Origin of the sequence: Vibrio sp. 10N, assembly GCF_036245475.1 — a bacterium.
GTDB lineage: Bacteria > Pseudomonadota > Gammaproteobacteria > Enterobacterales > Vibrionaceae > Vibrio.
The window spans coordinates 130,912-145,993 of the sequence record NZ_BTPM01000001.1; the positions used below are offsets into that span (position 1 = coordinate 130,912).

Here is a 15,082-nt window from a genome sequence, read left to right on the forward strand (position 1 = left end):
TGTCCTTAACCAGTGCTGAAGCTGGCAGAAAGTGTGCCTACCGTCATCGCCCAGCCGTCTACCAATACGAACACCACCAGTTTAAACGGCAGTGACACAATCAGCGGTGATAGCATCATCATACCCATAGCCATCAAGACACTGGCGACCACTAAGTCGATGATCAAAAACGGAATAAACAGCATAAAACCAATCTGAAATGCGGTTTTTAGCTCACTGATGACAAATGCTGGAAGTACAATTGCAAACGAGATGTCGTCGACATTGGAGTCAACAGGCTCATTGGCAATACGCAGCATTTGTTCCAGAGAATTGCGCTGAGTCTGTGCCAGCATAAAGTGACGAACCGGCTTCTCGGCGGTTGAGAACGCTTGCATCAAGGTGATTTCACCTTGGTCGTACGGCAAAAAGGCGTTCTCATAAATATCACTCCACACTGGGCGCATGATGAGAATGCTTAAACACAAAGCAATACCAATCAACACTCGATTCGGCGGACTTTGCTGCAAGCCGAGGGCTTGACGCAAAATGGCCAATACCACAATGATGCGCGTGAAGCTGGTGGCCATGAGTATGAATGCAGGCAAAAAGCTCAGCGCCGTCATCAGCAGCAAGATTTGCAGCTTAACGCTGTACTCTTGCTCAGACTGACCATCGTTGACAGTCAAAAAAGTCAGTCCATTCTCAGCCCAAGCAGGCTGGCTACTGAGTAACAGTAGTACGCCAACCACAAGGAACGAGGTGAGTGTGCGCCATCTCGATGTAGGAATTGTCTGAGCGCTTAAACTCAACATGCGCGGCTACTTACCCATAGAGGTGAGAGCGGATTCCACCACGTCGATAAGGCGTAGGCCATATTTATCATTGACGACCACGACTTCAGCGTGTCCCATCAGGGAGCCATTCACTTTCACGTCCAGTGGTTCACCGTTGAGCTTATCCAACTCAATAATGCTGCCTTCTCCCGCAGTCATCAGATCGCCAAGGGCAATCTCTTTACTGGCGACTTCCAGCGTTACGGTAACGGGAATGTTTTTGAAAAAATCCAGATTGCGTGTCGCGGTGTTCGGCGCGGCAGCAACAGGCGTATCGGTATCGAAATCTTCCAGCTCAAAATCATCAAACTGTAAGTCGTTGCTATCGAAAGCCGTCTGATCTAGCGATTCGCTCATCGGTGGGTTTCCTTATCTTCGTTTAAAATCAGTACCAGTTGGCCGTCTTGTTCGGCGACACGACCCGTAAATAGCGTTTGTTTGCCGATGTTAACCGGGGCGTGGTTGAGTAATTCAATCGGTAGAATGTCATCTGGTTTAAGTTCAAGGACTTGGGTTAGTGGCATGACATTCTTGCTGAGTTGCACATTCAGTTTGACTGGCGTGGTGTGCAGTGCCTGACAAAATTCACTGGCCAGTTCTGGGTTGGCCGTCAGTTCGAGTTCACTGACTAAGGTTTGAATCAAATCGCCATCCAGCACCATAGTGAGTGGCGCCTGCTTGTCCTGCATGTAAATGGTCAAGGTAGCGATGATGCCAATGCCCGCTAAGGCTTCTAACTCTTGTGCTTGCCAAGAGTCGTTGGGTGCAATCCAACTGGCTACATGTTTACTTACACGCTGCAACAGACGAACGTCACTATTGGTGAGCTCGGCTTGGCTGCGCTCTATCCCTGCACCATAAAACTCATCAGAGAGTCGCATTAACATCATTGGCTCAACGGCCACATACAGCGCGCCTTTCTCTGCGTGTTTTTGCGCCGCGCAATTGCGGCTATCAAGTAGATTGGGGCCCAGCGTGCTCAGTTGAATGTCCGTCAACTCGACATGAACCGTTGGTATTTTTAACCAAGCTTGAAGCTCATTAGTTAAATATTGCTGTGAACTATTAATAATCGATTCAAGCTTATTTTTGACGATATGAATAGGCTTGCCTAATAATTCAACATTTAGTGCTTGAACAGAATCCGGTGTGGTTACAATTTGTTCATCCATATTCATCTTAAATCTCTTGACTGATTTACCTGTTGTAAATGACTCGCTAATTGGTGTTTACAATGTCATTTTTCGTCAGTCTACTCTGGTTTTTTTAGTTGTTTTTAGCCCTCGAATGTAAATCTGTGAACTTGGTTCATATGTTTGTTATCACTTAATAAACCATCTTTAAATATAAAATAAATGCAGGTAGCTTACTTCAATAATAATTATATCTAGGCGTTTAATTCGCCAGCTAAATAGCCTGCATACCGCAGTGGCTATCAGTGTCAGAATGAGTAATTTACCTAAATTTATGTTTTATAAGCATTTGATAACCTGTTTTTGATTGGCTTTGCTTATATGATACTAGGTTTGTATATGTCAGTAACATAATCGTTAAGTGGATGGCAATATGAATTCTCCGGCAGGAAAAAATACAATCTCCTTATTATTGACAAAGTTGACTAAGTCAAAGGCTTGTAAAATACATTCCCATGGCAAGCTTGTTAATAAATTGTTCTCGTTATTGGTTATTAATGGCTTTATTTTTGGGACTAACCTCTCATTTAGCGCTGAAGTCAATATACCTATGGATTTGGTTAATTGGCAGGCCAAAGATGGTGAATTTGAGTGTCGGCTTGAACACCAGTTGCCAAATAATATGGGGAAGTTTTACTTCCACGCGGAACCTAATAGTCCGCTTGCGGCAGTACTTAATTTACCCAATAAACCGATTCAACAAGCTGAGCTGTTTCAATTAACGGCTCCTTGGCATTCTCCAGCCCAGCACAGCATGGTCGACAGAGCGGCAAAAACGACCAAAGGCTTTGCTATTTTTGATGTCGGAATTGAACCTCTGCTTGCAGCCGTCAGCAAGGGCGCTTGGCTAAGAGTCAGTGCGATGTCGGACGTACAAACGCACAGCGACGCCTATGTATTGCCATCGACGAGTATTGAATCTGCGTTTGTCGACTTTAATGCCTGCCGCGTGGCGTTGCCAGAAATGAGCTATCAGCAAGCACGCGATATGGTACTGAATTTTGAATTTGGCCAGCGTGTGGTATCGAGTGAGCAACGCCGCACATTGGCGTCATTGGTGAGCTACCTTAATGCCGACCAAAGCGTGTCTCGAGTGTTGGTCGATGGACATACCGACAATGTCGGCAGCACGACCAGCAACTTACAGATGTCTCGAGTACGAGCCGATGATGTGGCGAGTACGTTGATGGAGCTTGGGGCTCCTAAGTCACTTATTGAAGTGCGTGCCCATGGTGCTCGTTACCCAGTAAGCACCAACGCGACCGAATTTGGTCAAGCGAAAAACCGCCGCGTTACCGTGCGCGTAGTCAGACACGATTCTTCACAATCAGCGTCTTCAATGGATAAGAAGACGGAGGTGCAATAAATGCCAACTCAGCAAATGCATAAGGATATTCTCTTCGTTGAGCCTTGCGATATTAATGCCGCGCCAATCATCGACTTGCTGACAGAGCAGGGCTTTACCGTCACGCATGTGAAAACAGGACGTGCGGCACTGCTTCAAGATAAAGCGACCATCAGTTTGATCAGCTCAGCCCTGCCAGATATGAGCGCCCGTGAATGGATCGCTTGTCATCAACGTAAAGCCAATCCGGGTGTAGCGATTGCCATTGTTGAACAAGACCAAGGTATCTTGGCTGCGGAAGCAATGAAAGCGGGGGCGACGGATTACCTGCTACGCCCCTTTGAAGGCACTCAGTTACTGAGCTTGATTCAGCGTGTTGAAGCGCTGGAAAAACCAATGGCTAACATCGTGGCCGAATCATGGCGCAGTAAGCAAGTATTGCAATTGGCTCATCGTGCTGCGTGCACCAGTGCCAGTGTTTTGATCACTGGCGAATCTGGTACTGGCAAAGAAGTCTTAGCACGTTATGTTCACGATCAGTCGCCGCGCGGCAATCAGCCATTTGTCGCAGTGAACTGTGCTGCTATTCCTGAATCCATGCTGGAAGCCGTGCTATTTGGTCACGTTAAAGGTGCGTTTACCGGCGCGACGGGATCGCAATCAGGTAAGTTTGAAGAGGCCAATGGTGGCACGATCTTGCTCGATGAAATTGGTGAAATGTCGCCAGCGGTGCAAGCAAAGCTATTGCGTGTGCTGCAAGAGCGAGAGGTTGAGCGTGTTGGCAGTCATAAAGCGATTGCTTTGGACATTCGCGTGATTGCCGCGACCAACAAAGATCTGCGTGAAGAAGTGCGCAAAGGCCAATTCAGAGAAGATCTCTATTACCGTCTAGATGTGTTACCGCTGCACTGGCCACCATTGCGCGATCGCAAGGAAGACATTTTGCCGATCAGCCAGTTCTTCATCAACAAATACAAAGAGCACAGTAATTGTCATTTATCGGCTGACGCCGAGCAGGCGCTGTGTCACTACCACTGGCCAGGAAACATCCGTGAGCTAGAAAATGTCATTCAGCGTGCTTTGGTGATGCGCCATGGCGACTATATCACCGCGCACGATCTCATGTTGCCAGTTGAGTTGCCAACGGCGAGCTCAGCGATGCAGCGCGCCTACGCCATGGGAGACAGTGGCAAGGGGCACGTGGAAGTGAAAAAACAAGCCGAGTTTCAGTTTATTCTCGAAAAGTTGCGCCAATTTGGCGGTAACAGAACTAAAACGGCGGACGCTCTTGGGGTAACCACACGCGCACTGCGTTATAAGCTCGCAGCAATGCGTGAGCAAGGAATTGATTTACAGTCAGCCATCGGCTCGGCTGCATAAAGGAGAACTTAGATGGCGATGCAACCAATCAATAATGCCGTATCTGCAGAGCAGTTGATGCTGACGAAGATGCAGGCGATGCAGCAACATGTGCAGCCTGATTTTATGGTGACCAATAACCCAATGGATACCCAAAAGGTTAATCCACCATTGGCGTTTTCTGGGGCAATGAAGAATGTCCTCGATATGGTCAATGAACATCAATCGCTGGCATCGAAAAAAATGACCGCGGTAGAAACCGGTCAGAGCGATGATTTGGTGGGGGCGATGATCGCCAGCCAAAAAGCCAGTTTGTCGTTTTCGGCATTAATGCAGGTGCGCAATAAAGTGGTTGCGTCGTTCGAAGATGTGATGAAGATGCCGGTGTAACCCATGTCAGAATTAGCACCTCAAACGGCAGCAATGCCAGGCCCTATTGATGTCGCGCCGAAGTCGACATCCAAAACGGATGACGTTCAAGTCAAATTGAAGAAGCTGTGGTCGAGTTCGCAGCGTAACCTCGTACTTTCTGCTGTCTTAGCGGCGATTGTTGCTGCCATTATTGTGGTCGCATTATGGAGTTCGTCTCAGAGTTATCGTCCACTGTACAGTCAGCAAGAGCGTTTTGATATTGGTGAAATCGTTTCAGTCTTGGAGTCAGAAGGCATTGCTTATCGTCTGCAAGAACAGAACGGTCAAGTACTGGTTGCAGAAGGCCAAGTCGCGAAAATTCGTATGCTACTGGCAGCAAAAGGCGTTAAAGCGCAGCTGCCTACTGGCCTAGACTCACTCAAAGAAGACAGCTCGCTCGGTACCAGTCAATTCATGGAAAACGCACGCTATCGTCATGGTTTGGAAGGGGAGTTGGTTCGCACCATCATTTCTCTTAATGCCATTTCCAATGCTCGCGTGCACCTAGCTATCCCAAGACAAACCCTGTTTGTGCGCCAACAAGGTGAAGATCCTTCGGCGTCGGTGATGATCGAGCTAAAACCGGGTGAAGATCTCAAGCCGGATCAAGTGGAAGCGATCATCAACTTGGTGGTCGGCAGTGTGACGGGCATGAAGTCAGAGTCGGTCTCTGTCATCGACCAATATGGTCGTCTGCTCAGTGCTGACGTTGCCTCAGCGGCAACGGGTAAGGTCAATGCAAAATATCTGGAATATCAAAAGAACGTTGAGAAACAGATCATTCAGCGTGCAGCAGACATGCTGACGCCGATTGTGGGCCCGAGTAATTTCCGTGTGCAAGTGGCGGCGGATATGGACTTTAGCCAAGTTGAAGAGACCAAAGAAATTCTCGATTCCAACCCTGTGGTGCGTAACGAGCACAGCATTCACAACAACACGGTCGATAAGATTGCCCTTGGTATTCCGGGCTCTTTGAGTAATCAACCGCCAGTCACGGGTGAGGTGCCAACCAACGACAGTCAAAATACCAACGCACGTAGTGAGCTGAATCGTCAGTACGCGGTCGGCAGCTCCATTCGTCGCACTCAGTATCAGCAAGGTCAAATCGATAAGTTAAGTGTTTCTGTGCTACTTAACGAAACCGCGGCACCAAATGGTACGGCGTGGACACCGGCTGAGCGTGCACAAATCTCTACCATGATCACCGATGCAGTGGGCATCTCTACCGAGCGTGGCGATAGTTTGAGTTTGATGAGCTTTAACTTTACGCCGATTGAAATTGAAGCGCCGCCAGCAATGCCGTGGTGGCAAGATCCTACGGTTCAACAGCCATTGCGTTACGTGATTGGCGGTATGCTCGGTATGGCGATGATTTTCTTTGTGTTGCGTCCACTGATCATGCATTTAACGGGCGCGGACAAGCGTGGTCATGAACTGGAATTTGCTGAACCACAGGAAGAAGAGTACCAAGAAAACATTCAAACCCGTGAAGAGCGTGAGCGCGAAGAGCGCCTCAACCGCAAACTTAGTGAGCGCGGTATTGAATCCACTTCTTCTGGATTGGATGCAAGCAGCGACATGCTACCACCACCGGGATCACCGCTGGAACTGCAATTGAAACATCTACAACTTATCGCGACCGAAGAGCCGGAGCGCGTGGCCGAAGTCCTTAAACAATGGGTAAACGTCAATGAAAACAGCACAGTCAACGCCAGCAACGCTTAGTCACGTCGAACGCACGGCATTGGTGCTGCTCGGTATGGGCGAAGATGCCGCCGCACAGGTATTACGTCATTTCTCTCGTGATGAGACGCAGCGCGTCACTAAAGCCATGGCAAAGCTCAGTGGCATTAAAAGCGACAGTGCTAAGCGTGTCATTCAACACTTCTTTGACGATTTTAGACAGCACAGTGGTATTCGTGGTGCGTCCAAAGAGTATTTGTCGAATACGTTGCGTAAAGCATTGGGTAACGATCTGGCGAAAGGTCTGCTTAATAACCTCTACGGTGATGAAATTCGCAATAACATGCAGCGACTGCAATGGGTTGAGGCTGAAGTGTTAGCACGCTTTGTGGCGAATGAGCACCCGCAGATGCAAGCCATTTTCCTAGCGTACTTGCCGCCAGAAACGTCTTCGCAAGTGCTGAATCACTTGCCATCGGACTATCACGATGAGTTGCTGTACCGAATCGCAACTTTGCAAGATATCGACCATCAGGTAGTGGGCGATCTTAATGAACTGATTGAACGCTGCATCGAGCAAGTCTCGGTGAGTCAAAGTGCGCCGATGTCGGGGGTTAAACAGGTGGCTGACATCATCAACCGCTTCTCCGGTGATCGCGCCATGTTGATGGAAATGCTCAAGCTGCATGACGAACAGGTCGTGAGCGAAATCGAAGAAAACATGTTCGACTTCATGGTGCTTGGCAGACAGCGCGAAGACACCATGGATGCCTTGGTACAGCAAGTGCCAGTTGAGCTTTGGTCTGTGGCGCTGAAAGGAGCAGAGATTACCTTACAGCAAGCCATTAAAGCCTCGATGCCTCAGCGTATGGTGAAAGCACTTGAGGATGACATGCAATTGCGTGGTGCCGTGCCATTGAGTGCGGTAGAGCGTGCACGCAACGAAATTATGCAGATCATTAAAGAAATGTCGGAAGCCGGTGAGATTGAACTCACTCTGTATCAAGAGCAGACGGTGGAGTAATCATGACGCGCAGCAAAGCATTCAAATTGCCAGCAACAGGTTATCGTCAGCACCGCTTTCCTCCGGTTGCACAACCTTCAGCCAGTGAGGAGCTGGCGGCGGACCTTAACTGGGATGACGCTCCAACGCAGATGGATATTCAACAGCGATTGGAAGAAGGTTTTCAGCAAGGCCTTGAACGTGGTCATCGTGAAGGATTTAACCAAGGTGTTGAGCAAGGCAAGCAGCAAGGGATGACAGAAGGCCAAAAAGAGGGCTTTCAGCAAGGCTTTGTCTCTGGTGAGCAAGCCGGTAAGCAGACCTATTTAGACGCCGTCAAACCGGTGAACGATATTTATGTGGCGCTTTCGCGCTGGCAAGAGGAGAAAGAGCAGCAGCAAAGACATGTGATTTGTGAGTTGGTGCAAAAGGTTGCCCAGCAAGTGATCCGCGCTGAACTGACTCTGATGCCGCAGCAAATACTTGCCTTGGTGGATGAAACACTGGAAGCGATGCCGGGTAAATCGGAAAAGGTCACTGTGTACCTAAACCCGCAAGATCTGGAACGTATTACTGATATTAACCCTGAGCTGGCGGCTGGCTGGAAGTTGGTTGCGAAAGCAGAGCTTCCTGTGGGTGGTTGTCATTTGGTTACCGATGAAGCCGAAGCAGATGCCAGCTGTGATTCTCGCCTAGAAACCTGCATGGATGCGGTTAAAGAGCACCTATTGGATGAAGTCATTGCCAATGACGCTGAGGAACGCGATGTCTAACTTTTCGCCACTTCTCAATGATCGCCTGCATGATGCAATTGCATCGTTGAGCACGATCCCAGTCGCGCGAGTGACGGGACGTTTGGTAAAAGTGAATGGCCTGATGCTGCAAGCGGTAGGTTGCCGATTTAAGCTTGAACAGCGTTGCTTAGTGGAAACCGACGAAGGTGACATGATTGAGGCGCAGGTGGTGGGATTTGACCATAACATTGCCTATCTGATGCCTATACGTCGACTGGGTGGCCTGTTTGCAGGTGCCAAAGTGGTGCCGCTCGATGGTGACAGTTCGGTCAACCTAGGTAACCACTGGTTGGGACGCGTCGTCAACGGGCTGGGTGAAGCGCTCGATGATGGCAATAAACTCAAAGGCGGCGAGCGAGTTTCTCTAGAACCCAACCCGATCAACCCTTTAAAAAGACGTCCGGTGGATACGCCATTGGATGTGGGCGTGCGCGCCATTAATGGTCTATTAACGGTTGGTAAAGGCCAGCGCATTGGTTTGATGGCGGGCAGTGGCGTCGGTAAAAGTGTGTTGATGGGGATGATTACCCAGAACACAGAAGCGGATGTGATCGTCGTTGGCTTGATAGGTGAGCGTGGTCGTGAGGTACGCGAATTTATCGAGCGTAACTTAACGGAAGAGATGCGCCGTAAAGCGATCATCATTGCTGCCCCAGCCGATGAGTCACCGTTAATGAGATTGCGAGCCACGCAGCTTTGTCATCGCGTGGCCGAGTATTTTCGCGACAAAGGCAACGATGTTTTGCTTATGATGGACTCGCTAACCCGCTATGCCATGGCACAGCGTGAAATTGCCTTAGCGCTTGGCGAGCCGCCCGCCTCGAGAGGGTATCCACCCTCGGTATTTAGCGTGTTGCCGCAGCTATTAGAGCGCGCAGGGAACAGTGAACACCCCGATGGCAGCTTAACGGCTATTTATACGGTGCTGGCAGAAGGTGACGACCAGCAAGATCCGGTGGTCGATTCGGCGCGAGCCATCTTAGATGGGCACGTGGTGCTTTCTCGCCAACTGGCAGAGCAAGGTCATTACCCTGCGATTGATATTAATGCCTCGATTAGCCGCTGTATGTCGGGCTGTACCCCACAAGCTCACTCGACGATCGCCAACCAATTCAGACAGTTGTACTCGAGCTACTTGCAGGTGAAAGAGCTGCTGCCTCTGGGGGGTTATCAACCAGGCCAAGATCCCGAACTCGACCGTGCCGTGGCCATGCACCCGCAACTGAAAGGCTACCTTTTGCAAGATGCCAACCAAGCGGTGAACCTCACGAGTAGTTTGACCGAGCTGGCGACGCTGTTTCAAGCTCAACCCAGCGCTTAATTAAGTACCTTAACTCAGGTGACAAGGAACGTATGCCATGGAAAGTAAGATTCGTGCCGTCGGTAAGATGACTCAATTTGAAGAGCTTAGGCGTGATCAAATTGGCGCTCAGCTAGAGTCGATGCGTCATCAAAGTGAGCACTTAAGTCAGCAATTGGTGGCATTGTCGGAGCTCAAAGCGCGTAACTTTCATGGGGCGATCAAAACCTGCAGTGTCGGGTTGATGAATCTCAACTTAGCGGATCAAATGCTGCAAAAAATGCTCGTGCATCACCAACATGAGCAGGCGGTGATGGAAGCGCAGTGTCAGTCGGTACAAAAGCAGTTGCAACAAAAAGCGGCGCGAGTGCAAGGCTTAGAGCAGGTGCTAGAGCGCTGGAACAAAAAACAGAACTACGAAAAAGCCAAGCGTGAGCAAAAGCTTATCGAAGACATTATCAACGCCCGTTTCAAGCGCCGTGACCTGTAAATATCTGGACATTTATCCAGTATAAATTACCATTAGCGTAAGAGTTTCGGCTGATGGCAAGCACACCATGCAATGGATTATTGATAATCAAACCCTCCTACTTTCAATCACATCACTAGGCTCTGTGGTCGGTTTTTCTGCCGCCGCAGTACTGCATTTTAAATCTCGTCAGTTGCAAGCTTTGGCAGAGCACAAAGCGGAGTTAGAAGCCTCTGCACTAGAGCAGCAGATCGAGCGTCTGAAAACCGAATTACAAGAAGCGAAACAAGAGCTTGATGAGCTCGATGATGAGCGAGATAAATCGGCGTTTGAACTCAAGCAAGCGCACGGTAAGGTGATGGCGGCGATGGAGAAGCTGCGCTATTTCGATGCGGTGAAGCAAGAGCGTCAGCAATACGCCAGCGAGCTTGAGCAAGTGAAGCAGCAGCGTGCGCAATCGGAAGCTCAGTTACGTGAGCAGCTTGCTACCTATCAGCAGCAGCAACGCTCAGACAGTGAAAAGCTGGAGCTATTACAACAGTCGGAGCTGCGCTTAAAGGAGCAGTTTGAACGTCTCGCTAATCAGGTATTTGAAGCCAAAACCGCCAAAGTCGACGTGCAAAACCGCCAAAGCTTGGAAGGTATTTTAACCCCTCTCAAAGAGCAGCTTGAAGGCTTTAAAAAGCAAGTGAACGACAGCTTTAGCCAAGAAGCCAAAGAGCGCCATACCCTAGTGCATGAACTTAAGAACTTGCAGCGCCTGAACGATCAGATGACCAAAGAGGCGATGAACCTGACTCAGGCATTGAAAGGGGACAACAAGCAGCAAGGCAACTGGGGTGAGGTGGTACTTGCTCGCGTACTTGCGGAATCGGGATTGCGTGAAGGCCATGAGTATCAAACTCAAGTGAGTCTGCAAAATGAAGCGGGCAAGCGTTATCAGCCTGATGTGATTGTTCACTTACCTCAAGAAAAGCAGGTGGTGATTGACTCGAAAATGGTGCTGGTGGCGTATGAACGCTATTTCAACGCTGAAACTGATGCCGAGCGTGATCGCGCCCTAAGTGACCACTTACTGGCGCTGCGTAATCACATTCGTGGTTTGTCGCAAAAAGATTACCATCAGCTTAAAGGTATTCGCTCGCTGGATTACGTACTGATGTTTATCCCGGTCGAGCCAGCGTTCCAAGTGGCGATTCAGGCTGACCCAAACTTGGTGAAAGAAGCGATGGAAAGCAACATCATTCTCGTCAGCCCAACCACACTGTTGGTGGCGCTGCGCACCATTGATAATCTATGGCGCAATGACCGACAAAACCAAAATGCTCAGGTTATCGCTGACAAGGCCAGCAAGCTTTACGACAAATTAAGATTGTTTGTGGATGACATGGAAGGGCTTGGCGGCGCGCTTGATAAAGCTAACCAAAGCTACCAAGGTGCGATGAATAAGTTAGCCACGGGACGCGGCAATGCGATTCGTCAGGCAGAAAGCTTTAAACAGCTTGGCGTTGAGGTAAAACGCTCGATTTCTCCTTCGCTCACAGAAATCGCACAAAATGATGCACTGGTGGAAAGACAACCAGACATGGATAAAGTAAACTGACCGCTTGCGGCGACAGAGACGTAACGCTGCCCAAGAGGAAGAATAATGACGGAAAGTACTGTGCAATCGAATCAGCTAAATCAACAAGACGACACCACGCACTTCGGCTTTGAAACAGTCGCGAAACAAGAAAAAGTGACGCGCGTTGCGGAAGTGTTCCACTCGGTAGCGGCGAAATACGACATCATGAACGACCTAATGTCGGGCGGTGTTCACCGTTTATGGAAACGCTTCACTATTGATTGCAGTGGTGCAAGACCGGGTCAGCGCATTCTTGACCTAGGTGGTGGTACGGGTGATTTGACGGCAAAGTTCTCTCGTATCGTTGGCGACAAAGGCCATGTGGTACTCGCTGATATCAACAACTCAATGCTTAATGTGGGTCGCGACAAGCTGCGTGATACTGGCATTGTTGGTAATGTACATTACGTGCAAGCGAATGCTGAAGAGCTACCATTCCCAGACAATTACTTCGACTGTATTACTATCAGCTTTTGCCTACGCAATGTCACGGACAAAGACAAAGCTCTGCGCTCTATGTTCCGTGTATTGAAACCGGGCGGTCGTCTGTTGGTGTTGGAGTTCTCCAAACCTATTCTCGAGCCACTGTCAAAAGTGTATGACGCATACTCGTTCCACTTGCTGCCTAAAATGGGTGAACTGGTGGCGAACGATGCGGAAAGCTACCGCTACCTTGCTGAGTCAATTCGCATGCACCCAGACCAAGATACTCTGGAAGGCATGATGCAAGACGCAGGCTTTGAGCAAACCAAATACTACAACCTGACCGGTGGCATTGTTGCCCTGCACCGTGGATACAAATTCTAAGGATTGAGTCATGCCATTTGACCCATTAGTGACCGCGGTAGTGGAAACCACGCTTAATACGCTGATCAACGACGATGATGCATTGGTCAGTCGTGTCACTCGCCTAAAAGGTCAGGTGATCCAAGTTCACCTGCGTGAGTTCAATAAGTCACTGACGTTTGTGTTCAGCCATCAATTGGACGTGCTTGCCAATTATGAGGGTGAGCCAAACTGTTACCTATCACTCAATCTTTCTGTGCTCCCAGAGCTCAAAGATCAAGCCAACATCACTAAGCTGATTAAGCAAGATAAGCTAGAGCTGGAGGGTGATATCCAGTTGGCGCAGAAGTTCTCCGCGCTGCTGACAGATTGTAAGCCGGATATCGAAGAGTGGTTATCGCGTGTGACCGGTGATGTGGTTGCGCATACTGCCGTTCAAGGGGCGAAAAACCTGTTTGGTTTTATCGCGTCACAGGCGGCAAAACATCAAGATCACTTTGGTCAGGTGCTGACCGAAGAGTGGAAGATTGCCCCGCCACCATTGGCGATTGCTGCATTCTGTGACGATGTTGACGAGGTGCGCAGCCAAGCTGAGCGACTGAATGCTCGTCTCGATGCGCTGCTAGAAGCCGCGAGCAATGACAATGCCGACTCGGAGCGTGTATGACTCCGAGTGAAATAAAACGTCTTTACCATATCATCAAGGTACAGCTGGAGTATGGCCTTGACGAACTGATGCCAACGCATCAATTGACCAAGGCGCCACTGCTGGCCCGACGTTCGCTGTTTTGGATGAAGAACAAGCATCCAGAGAAGCCGTTGGGTGAGCGCCTGCGTTTGGCGCTGCAAGAGCTCGGTCCGGTGTGGATCAAGTTTGGTCAGATGATGTCGACGCGTCGCGATCTTTTCCCACCACACATCGCTGACCAGCTGGCGCTACTGCAAGACCAAGTCTCTCCGTTTGACGGTGAGCTGGCGAAGTCGCAAATGGAGCTGGCACTCGGTGGCCCGATTGAAAACTGGTTCGACGATTTTGATATCAAGCCATTGGCGTCTGCATCGATTGCACAGGTGCATACCGCCAAACTGAAATCCACCGGTCAAGAGGTGGTACTTAAGGTCATCCGCCCGGATATTCGTCCGGTGATCGATGCCGACCTAAAACTCATGTATCGCATGGCACGTATTGTGTCAAAAGCGCTGCCAGACGCTCGTAGATTGAAACCGGTCGAGGTGGTTCGCGAGTATGAAAAGACCTTGCTTGATGAGCTCGATCTGCGCCGAGAGGCGGCCAACGCAATTCAGCTGCGCCGTAATTTCGAAGGCAGCGAAGAGCTGTATGTGCCAGAAGTGCTTCCAGATTTTAGCAGCGAAAGCTTGATGGTTTCTGAGCGCATCTATGGTATTCAGGTTTCCGATATCCCGACACTAGAAGCCAATGGCACCAACATGAAGCTACTGGCTGAACGCGGTGTGAGCGTGTTCTTTACCCAGGTATTTCGCGATAGCTTCTTCCATGCAGACATGCATCCGGGCAACGTATTTGTTAGCTATGATCACCCAGAGAATCCACTTTGGATTGGTCTCGATTGTGGCATTGTGGGCACGCTTAACAGCGAAGATAAACGCTACCTAGCGGAGAACTTCCTGGCATTCTTCAATCGTGACTATCGTAAAGTCGCTGAGCTTCATGTGGATTCTGGTTGGGTGCCACGCGATACCAATGTCGACGAGTTTGAGTTTGCGATTCGTATGGTGTGTGAGCCGATTTTTGCTAAGCCACTGTGTGAAATTTCCTTTGGTCATGTGCTACTGAACCTTTTCAATACCGCGCGCCGTTTCAATATGGAAGTGCAGCCGCAGCTGGTATTGCTGCAGAAGACTTTGCTCTATGTTGAGGGACTAGGCAGACAGCTTTATCCACAGCTAGACTTATGGGAGACAGCGAAGCCGTTTCTCGAAAACTGGATGATGAATCAAGTTGGGCCACAGGCGGTGATTAACGGTATCAAAGATCGCGCACCGTTTTGGGCAGAAAAATTGCCGGAACTTCCTGAGTTGCTGTACGATAGCCTGAAACAAGGTAAAGCTATGAATCAACGCATGGATACCTTGTACCAAGGATACCGTGAAACAAAACGGCAACATGGAACCGGTAAATTTTTGTTTGGCGTTGGCGCAACTTTAATCGTATGCTCCGCCATATTACTTGAAGGACCTTATGAGCAGCTGTCAGTGATTTCTGGCGTTGCTGGTATCACATTTTGGTTGTTCAGTTGGCGTACTTACAGGCGTTAAGC

The 15,082-nt window shown here is 49.4% G+C and carries 15 protein-coding genes; 12 read left to right on the top strand and 3 right to left on the bottom strand.

Going from position 1 to position 15,082, the window contains the following annotated elements; translation table 11 throughout:
- Positions 1–5 precede the first annotated feature (5 nt).
- Genes fliP through AAA946_RS00635 form a run of 3 tightly spaced genes read right to left on the bottom strand, consistent with a single transcriptional unit; the run spans position 6 to position 1,987 of the window.
- The gene (fliP, locus tag AAA946_RS00625; RefSeq protein WP_338163240.1) at positions 6–794 is read right to left on the bottom strand and encodes a flagellar type III secretion system pore protein FliP; all 789 of its coding nucleotides are present in this window, start codon (positions 792–794) and stop codon (positions 6–8) included.
- A gap of 6 nt (positions 795–800) precedes the next feature.
- Entirely contained in the window at positions 801–1,172 is a 372-nt protein-coding gene (fliN, locus tag AAA946_RS00630) for a flagellar motor switch protein FliN (protein WP_112461404.1), read from the bottom strand.
- Positions 1,169–1,987 carry a FliM/FliN family flagellar motor switch protein gene (locus tag AAA946_RS00635; protein WP_338163241.1) on the bottom strand — a complete coding sequence of 273 codons (819 nt, stop codon included), beginning with the start codon at positions 1,985–1,987 and terminating at the stop codon, positions 1,169–1,171. Before AAA946_RS00635 ends, fliN begins: the two co-directional genes overlap by 4 nt.
- A gap of 571 nt (positions 1,988–2,558) precedes the next feature.
- Between AAA946_RS00635 and AAA946_RS00640 the strand changes: the two genes are divergently transcribed.
- The 12 genes from AAA946_RS00640 (at position 2,559) to ubiB (ending at position 15,080) form a co-directional block, all read left to right on the top strand.
- Positions 2,559–3,374 carry a MotY family protein gene (locus AAA946_RS00640; RefSeq protein WP_338163242.1) on the top strand — a complete coding sequence of 272 codons (816 nt, stop codon included), beginning with the start codon at positions 2,559–2,561 and terminating at the stop codon, positions 3,372–3,374.
- A 15-nt stretch (positions 3,375–3,389) separates the two neighbouring features.
- Complete coding sequence (locus AAA946_RS00645) at positions 3,390–4,733, top strand: sigma-54 dependent transcriptional regulator (protein ID WP_338165739.1); 1,344 nt, start codon at positions 3,390–3,392, stop codon at positions 4,731–4,733.
- Positions 4,734–4,745: 12 nt separating this feature from the next.
- Positions 4,746–5,102: a flagellar hook-basal body complex protein FliE gene (gene fliE, locus AAA946_RS00650; protein WP_338163243.1), complete on the top strand. Its 357-nt coding sequence runs from the start codon at positions 4,746–4,748 to the stop codon at positions 5,100–5,102.
- A 3-nt stretch (positions 5,103–5,105) separates the two neighbouring features.
- Positions 5,106–6,848, top strand: coding sequence for a flagellar basal-body MS-ring/collar protein FliF (gene fliF / locus AAA946_RS00655; RefSeq protein WP_445206041.1), 1,743 nt, complete (start codon positions 5,106–5,108; stop codon positions 6,846–6,848).
- Entirely contained in the window at positions 6,814–7,830 is a 1,017-nt protein-coding gene (locus tag AAA946_RS00660; RefSeq protein ID WP_338163244.1) for a flagellar motor switch protein FliG, read from the top strand. Before fliF ends, AAA946_RS00660 begins: the two co-directional genes overlap by 35 nt.
- A 2-nt stretch (positions 7,831–7,832) precedes the next feature.
- Positions 7,833–8,582 carry a flagellar assembly protein FliH gene (gene fliH, locus AAA946_RS00665; RefSeq protein ID WP_338163245.1) on the top strand — a complete coding sequence of 250 codons (750 nt, stop codon included), beginning with the start codon at positions 7,833–7,835 and terminating at the stop codon, positions 8,580–8,582.
- Positions 8,575–9,924: a flagellar protein export ATPase FliI gene (fliI, locus tag AAA946_RS00670; RefSeq protein WP_445206042.1), complete on the top strand. Its 1,350-nt coding sequence runs from the start codon at positions 8,575–8,577 to the stop codon at positions 9,922–9,924. The genes fliH and fliI overlap by 8 nt, the downstream gene beginning before the upstream one ends.
- A 37-nt stretch (positions 9,925–9,961) precedes the next feature.
- Positions 9,962–10,393: a flagellar export protein FliJ gene (gene fliJ, locus AAA946_RS00675; RefSeq protein WP_338163246.1), complete on the top strand. Its 432-nt coding sequence runs from the start codon at positions 9,962–9,964 to the stop codon at positions 10,391–10,393.
- Between the two features lie 67 nt (positions 10,394–10,460).
- Complete coding sequence (gene rmuC / locus AAA946_RS00680) at positions 10,461–11,975, top strand: DNA recombination protein RmuC (protein WP_338163247.1); 1,515 nt, start codon at positions 10,461–10,463, stop codon at positions 11,973–11,975.
- Positions 11,976–12,020: 45 nt separating this feature from the next.
- Positions 12,021–12,803, top strand: a complete 783-nt coding sequence (gene ubiE, locus AAA946_RS00685; RefSeq protein ID WP_338163248.1) for a bifunctional demethylmenaquinone methyltransferase/2-methoxy-6-polyprenyl-1,4-benzoquinol methylase UbiE — start codon at positions 12,021–12,023, stop codon at positions 12,801–12,803.
- 10 nt (positions 12,804–12,813) lie between these two features.
- Complete coding sequence (locus AAA946_RS00690; RefSeq protein WP_338163249.1) at positions 12,814–13,449, top strand: ubiquinone biosynthesis accessory factor UbiJ; 636 nt, start codon at positions 12,814–12,816, stop codon at positions 13,447–13,449.
- On the top strand, positions 13,446–15,080 hold the full coding sequence (gene ubiB / locus AAA946_RS00695; RefSeq protein WP_338163250.1) for a ubiquinone biosynthesis regulatory protein kinase UbiB: 1,635 nt from the start codon (positions 13,446–13,448) through the stop codon (positions 15,078–15,080). Before AAA946_RS00690 ends, ubiB begins: the two co-directional genes overlap by 4 nt.
- Positions 15,081–15,082: the final 2 nt, after the last annotated feature.

Coding starts and splice junctions, on each gene's coding strand:
- fliP (WP_338163240.1), bottom strand. CDS start 794: ATGTTGAGTTTAAGCGCTCAGACAATTCCTACATCGAGATGGCGCACA.
- fliN (WP_112461404.1), bottom strand. CDS start 1,172: ATGAGCGAATCGCTAGATCAGACGGCTTTCGATAGCAACGACTTACAG.
- AAA946_RS00635 (WP_338163241.1), bottom strand. CDS start 1,987: ATGGATGAACAAATTGTAACCACACCGGATTCTGTTCAAGCACTAAAT.
- AAA946_RS00640 (WP_338163242.1), top strand. CDS start 2,559: ATGGATTTGGTTAATTGGCAGGCCAAAGATGGTGAATTTGAGTGTCGG.
- AAA946_RS00645 (WP_338165739.1), top strand. CDS start 3,390: ATGCATAAGGATATTCTCTTCGTTGAGCCTTGCGATATTAATGCCGCG.
- fliE (WP_338163243.1), top strand. CDS start 4,746: ATGGCGATGCAACCAATCAATAATGCCGTATCTGCAGAGCAGTTGATG.
- fliF (WP_445206041.1), top strand. CDS start 5,106: ATGTCAGAATTAGCACCTCAAACGGCAGCAATGCCAGGCCCTATTGAT.
- AAA946_RS00660 (WP_338163244.1), top strand. CDS start 6,814: ATGAAAACAGCACAGTCAACGCCAGCAACGCTTAGTCACGTCGAACGC.
- fliH (WP_338163245.1), top strand. CDS start 7,833: ATGACGCGCAGCAAAGCATTCAAATTGCCAGCAACAGGTTATCGTCAG.
- fliI (WP_445206042.1), top strand. CDS start 8,575: ATGTCTAACTTTTCGCCACTTCTCAATGATCGCCTGCATGATGCAATT.
- fliJ (WP_338163246.1), top strand. CDS start 9,962: ATGGAAAGTAAGATTCGTGCCGTCGGTAAGATGACTCAATTTGAAGAG.
- rmuC (WP_338163247.1), top strand. CDS start 10,461: ATGCAATGGATTATTGATAATCAAACCCTCCTACTTTCAATCACATCA.
- ubiE (WP_338163248.1), top strand. CDS start 12,021: ATGACGGAAAGTACTGTGCAATCGAATCAGCTAAATCAACAAGACGAC.
- AAA946_RS00690 (WP_338163249.1), top strand. CDS start 12,814: ATGCCATTTGACCCATTAGTGACCGCGGTAGTGGAAACCACGCTTAAT.
- ubiB (WP_338163250.1), top strand. CDS start 13,446: ATGACTCCGAGTGAAATAAAACGTCTTTACCATATCATCAAGGTACAG.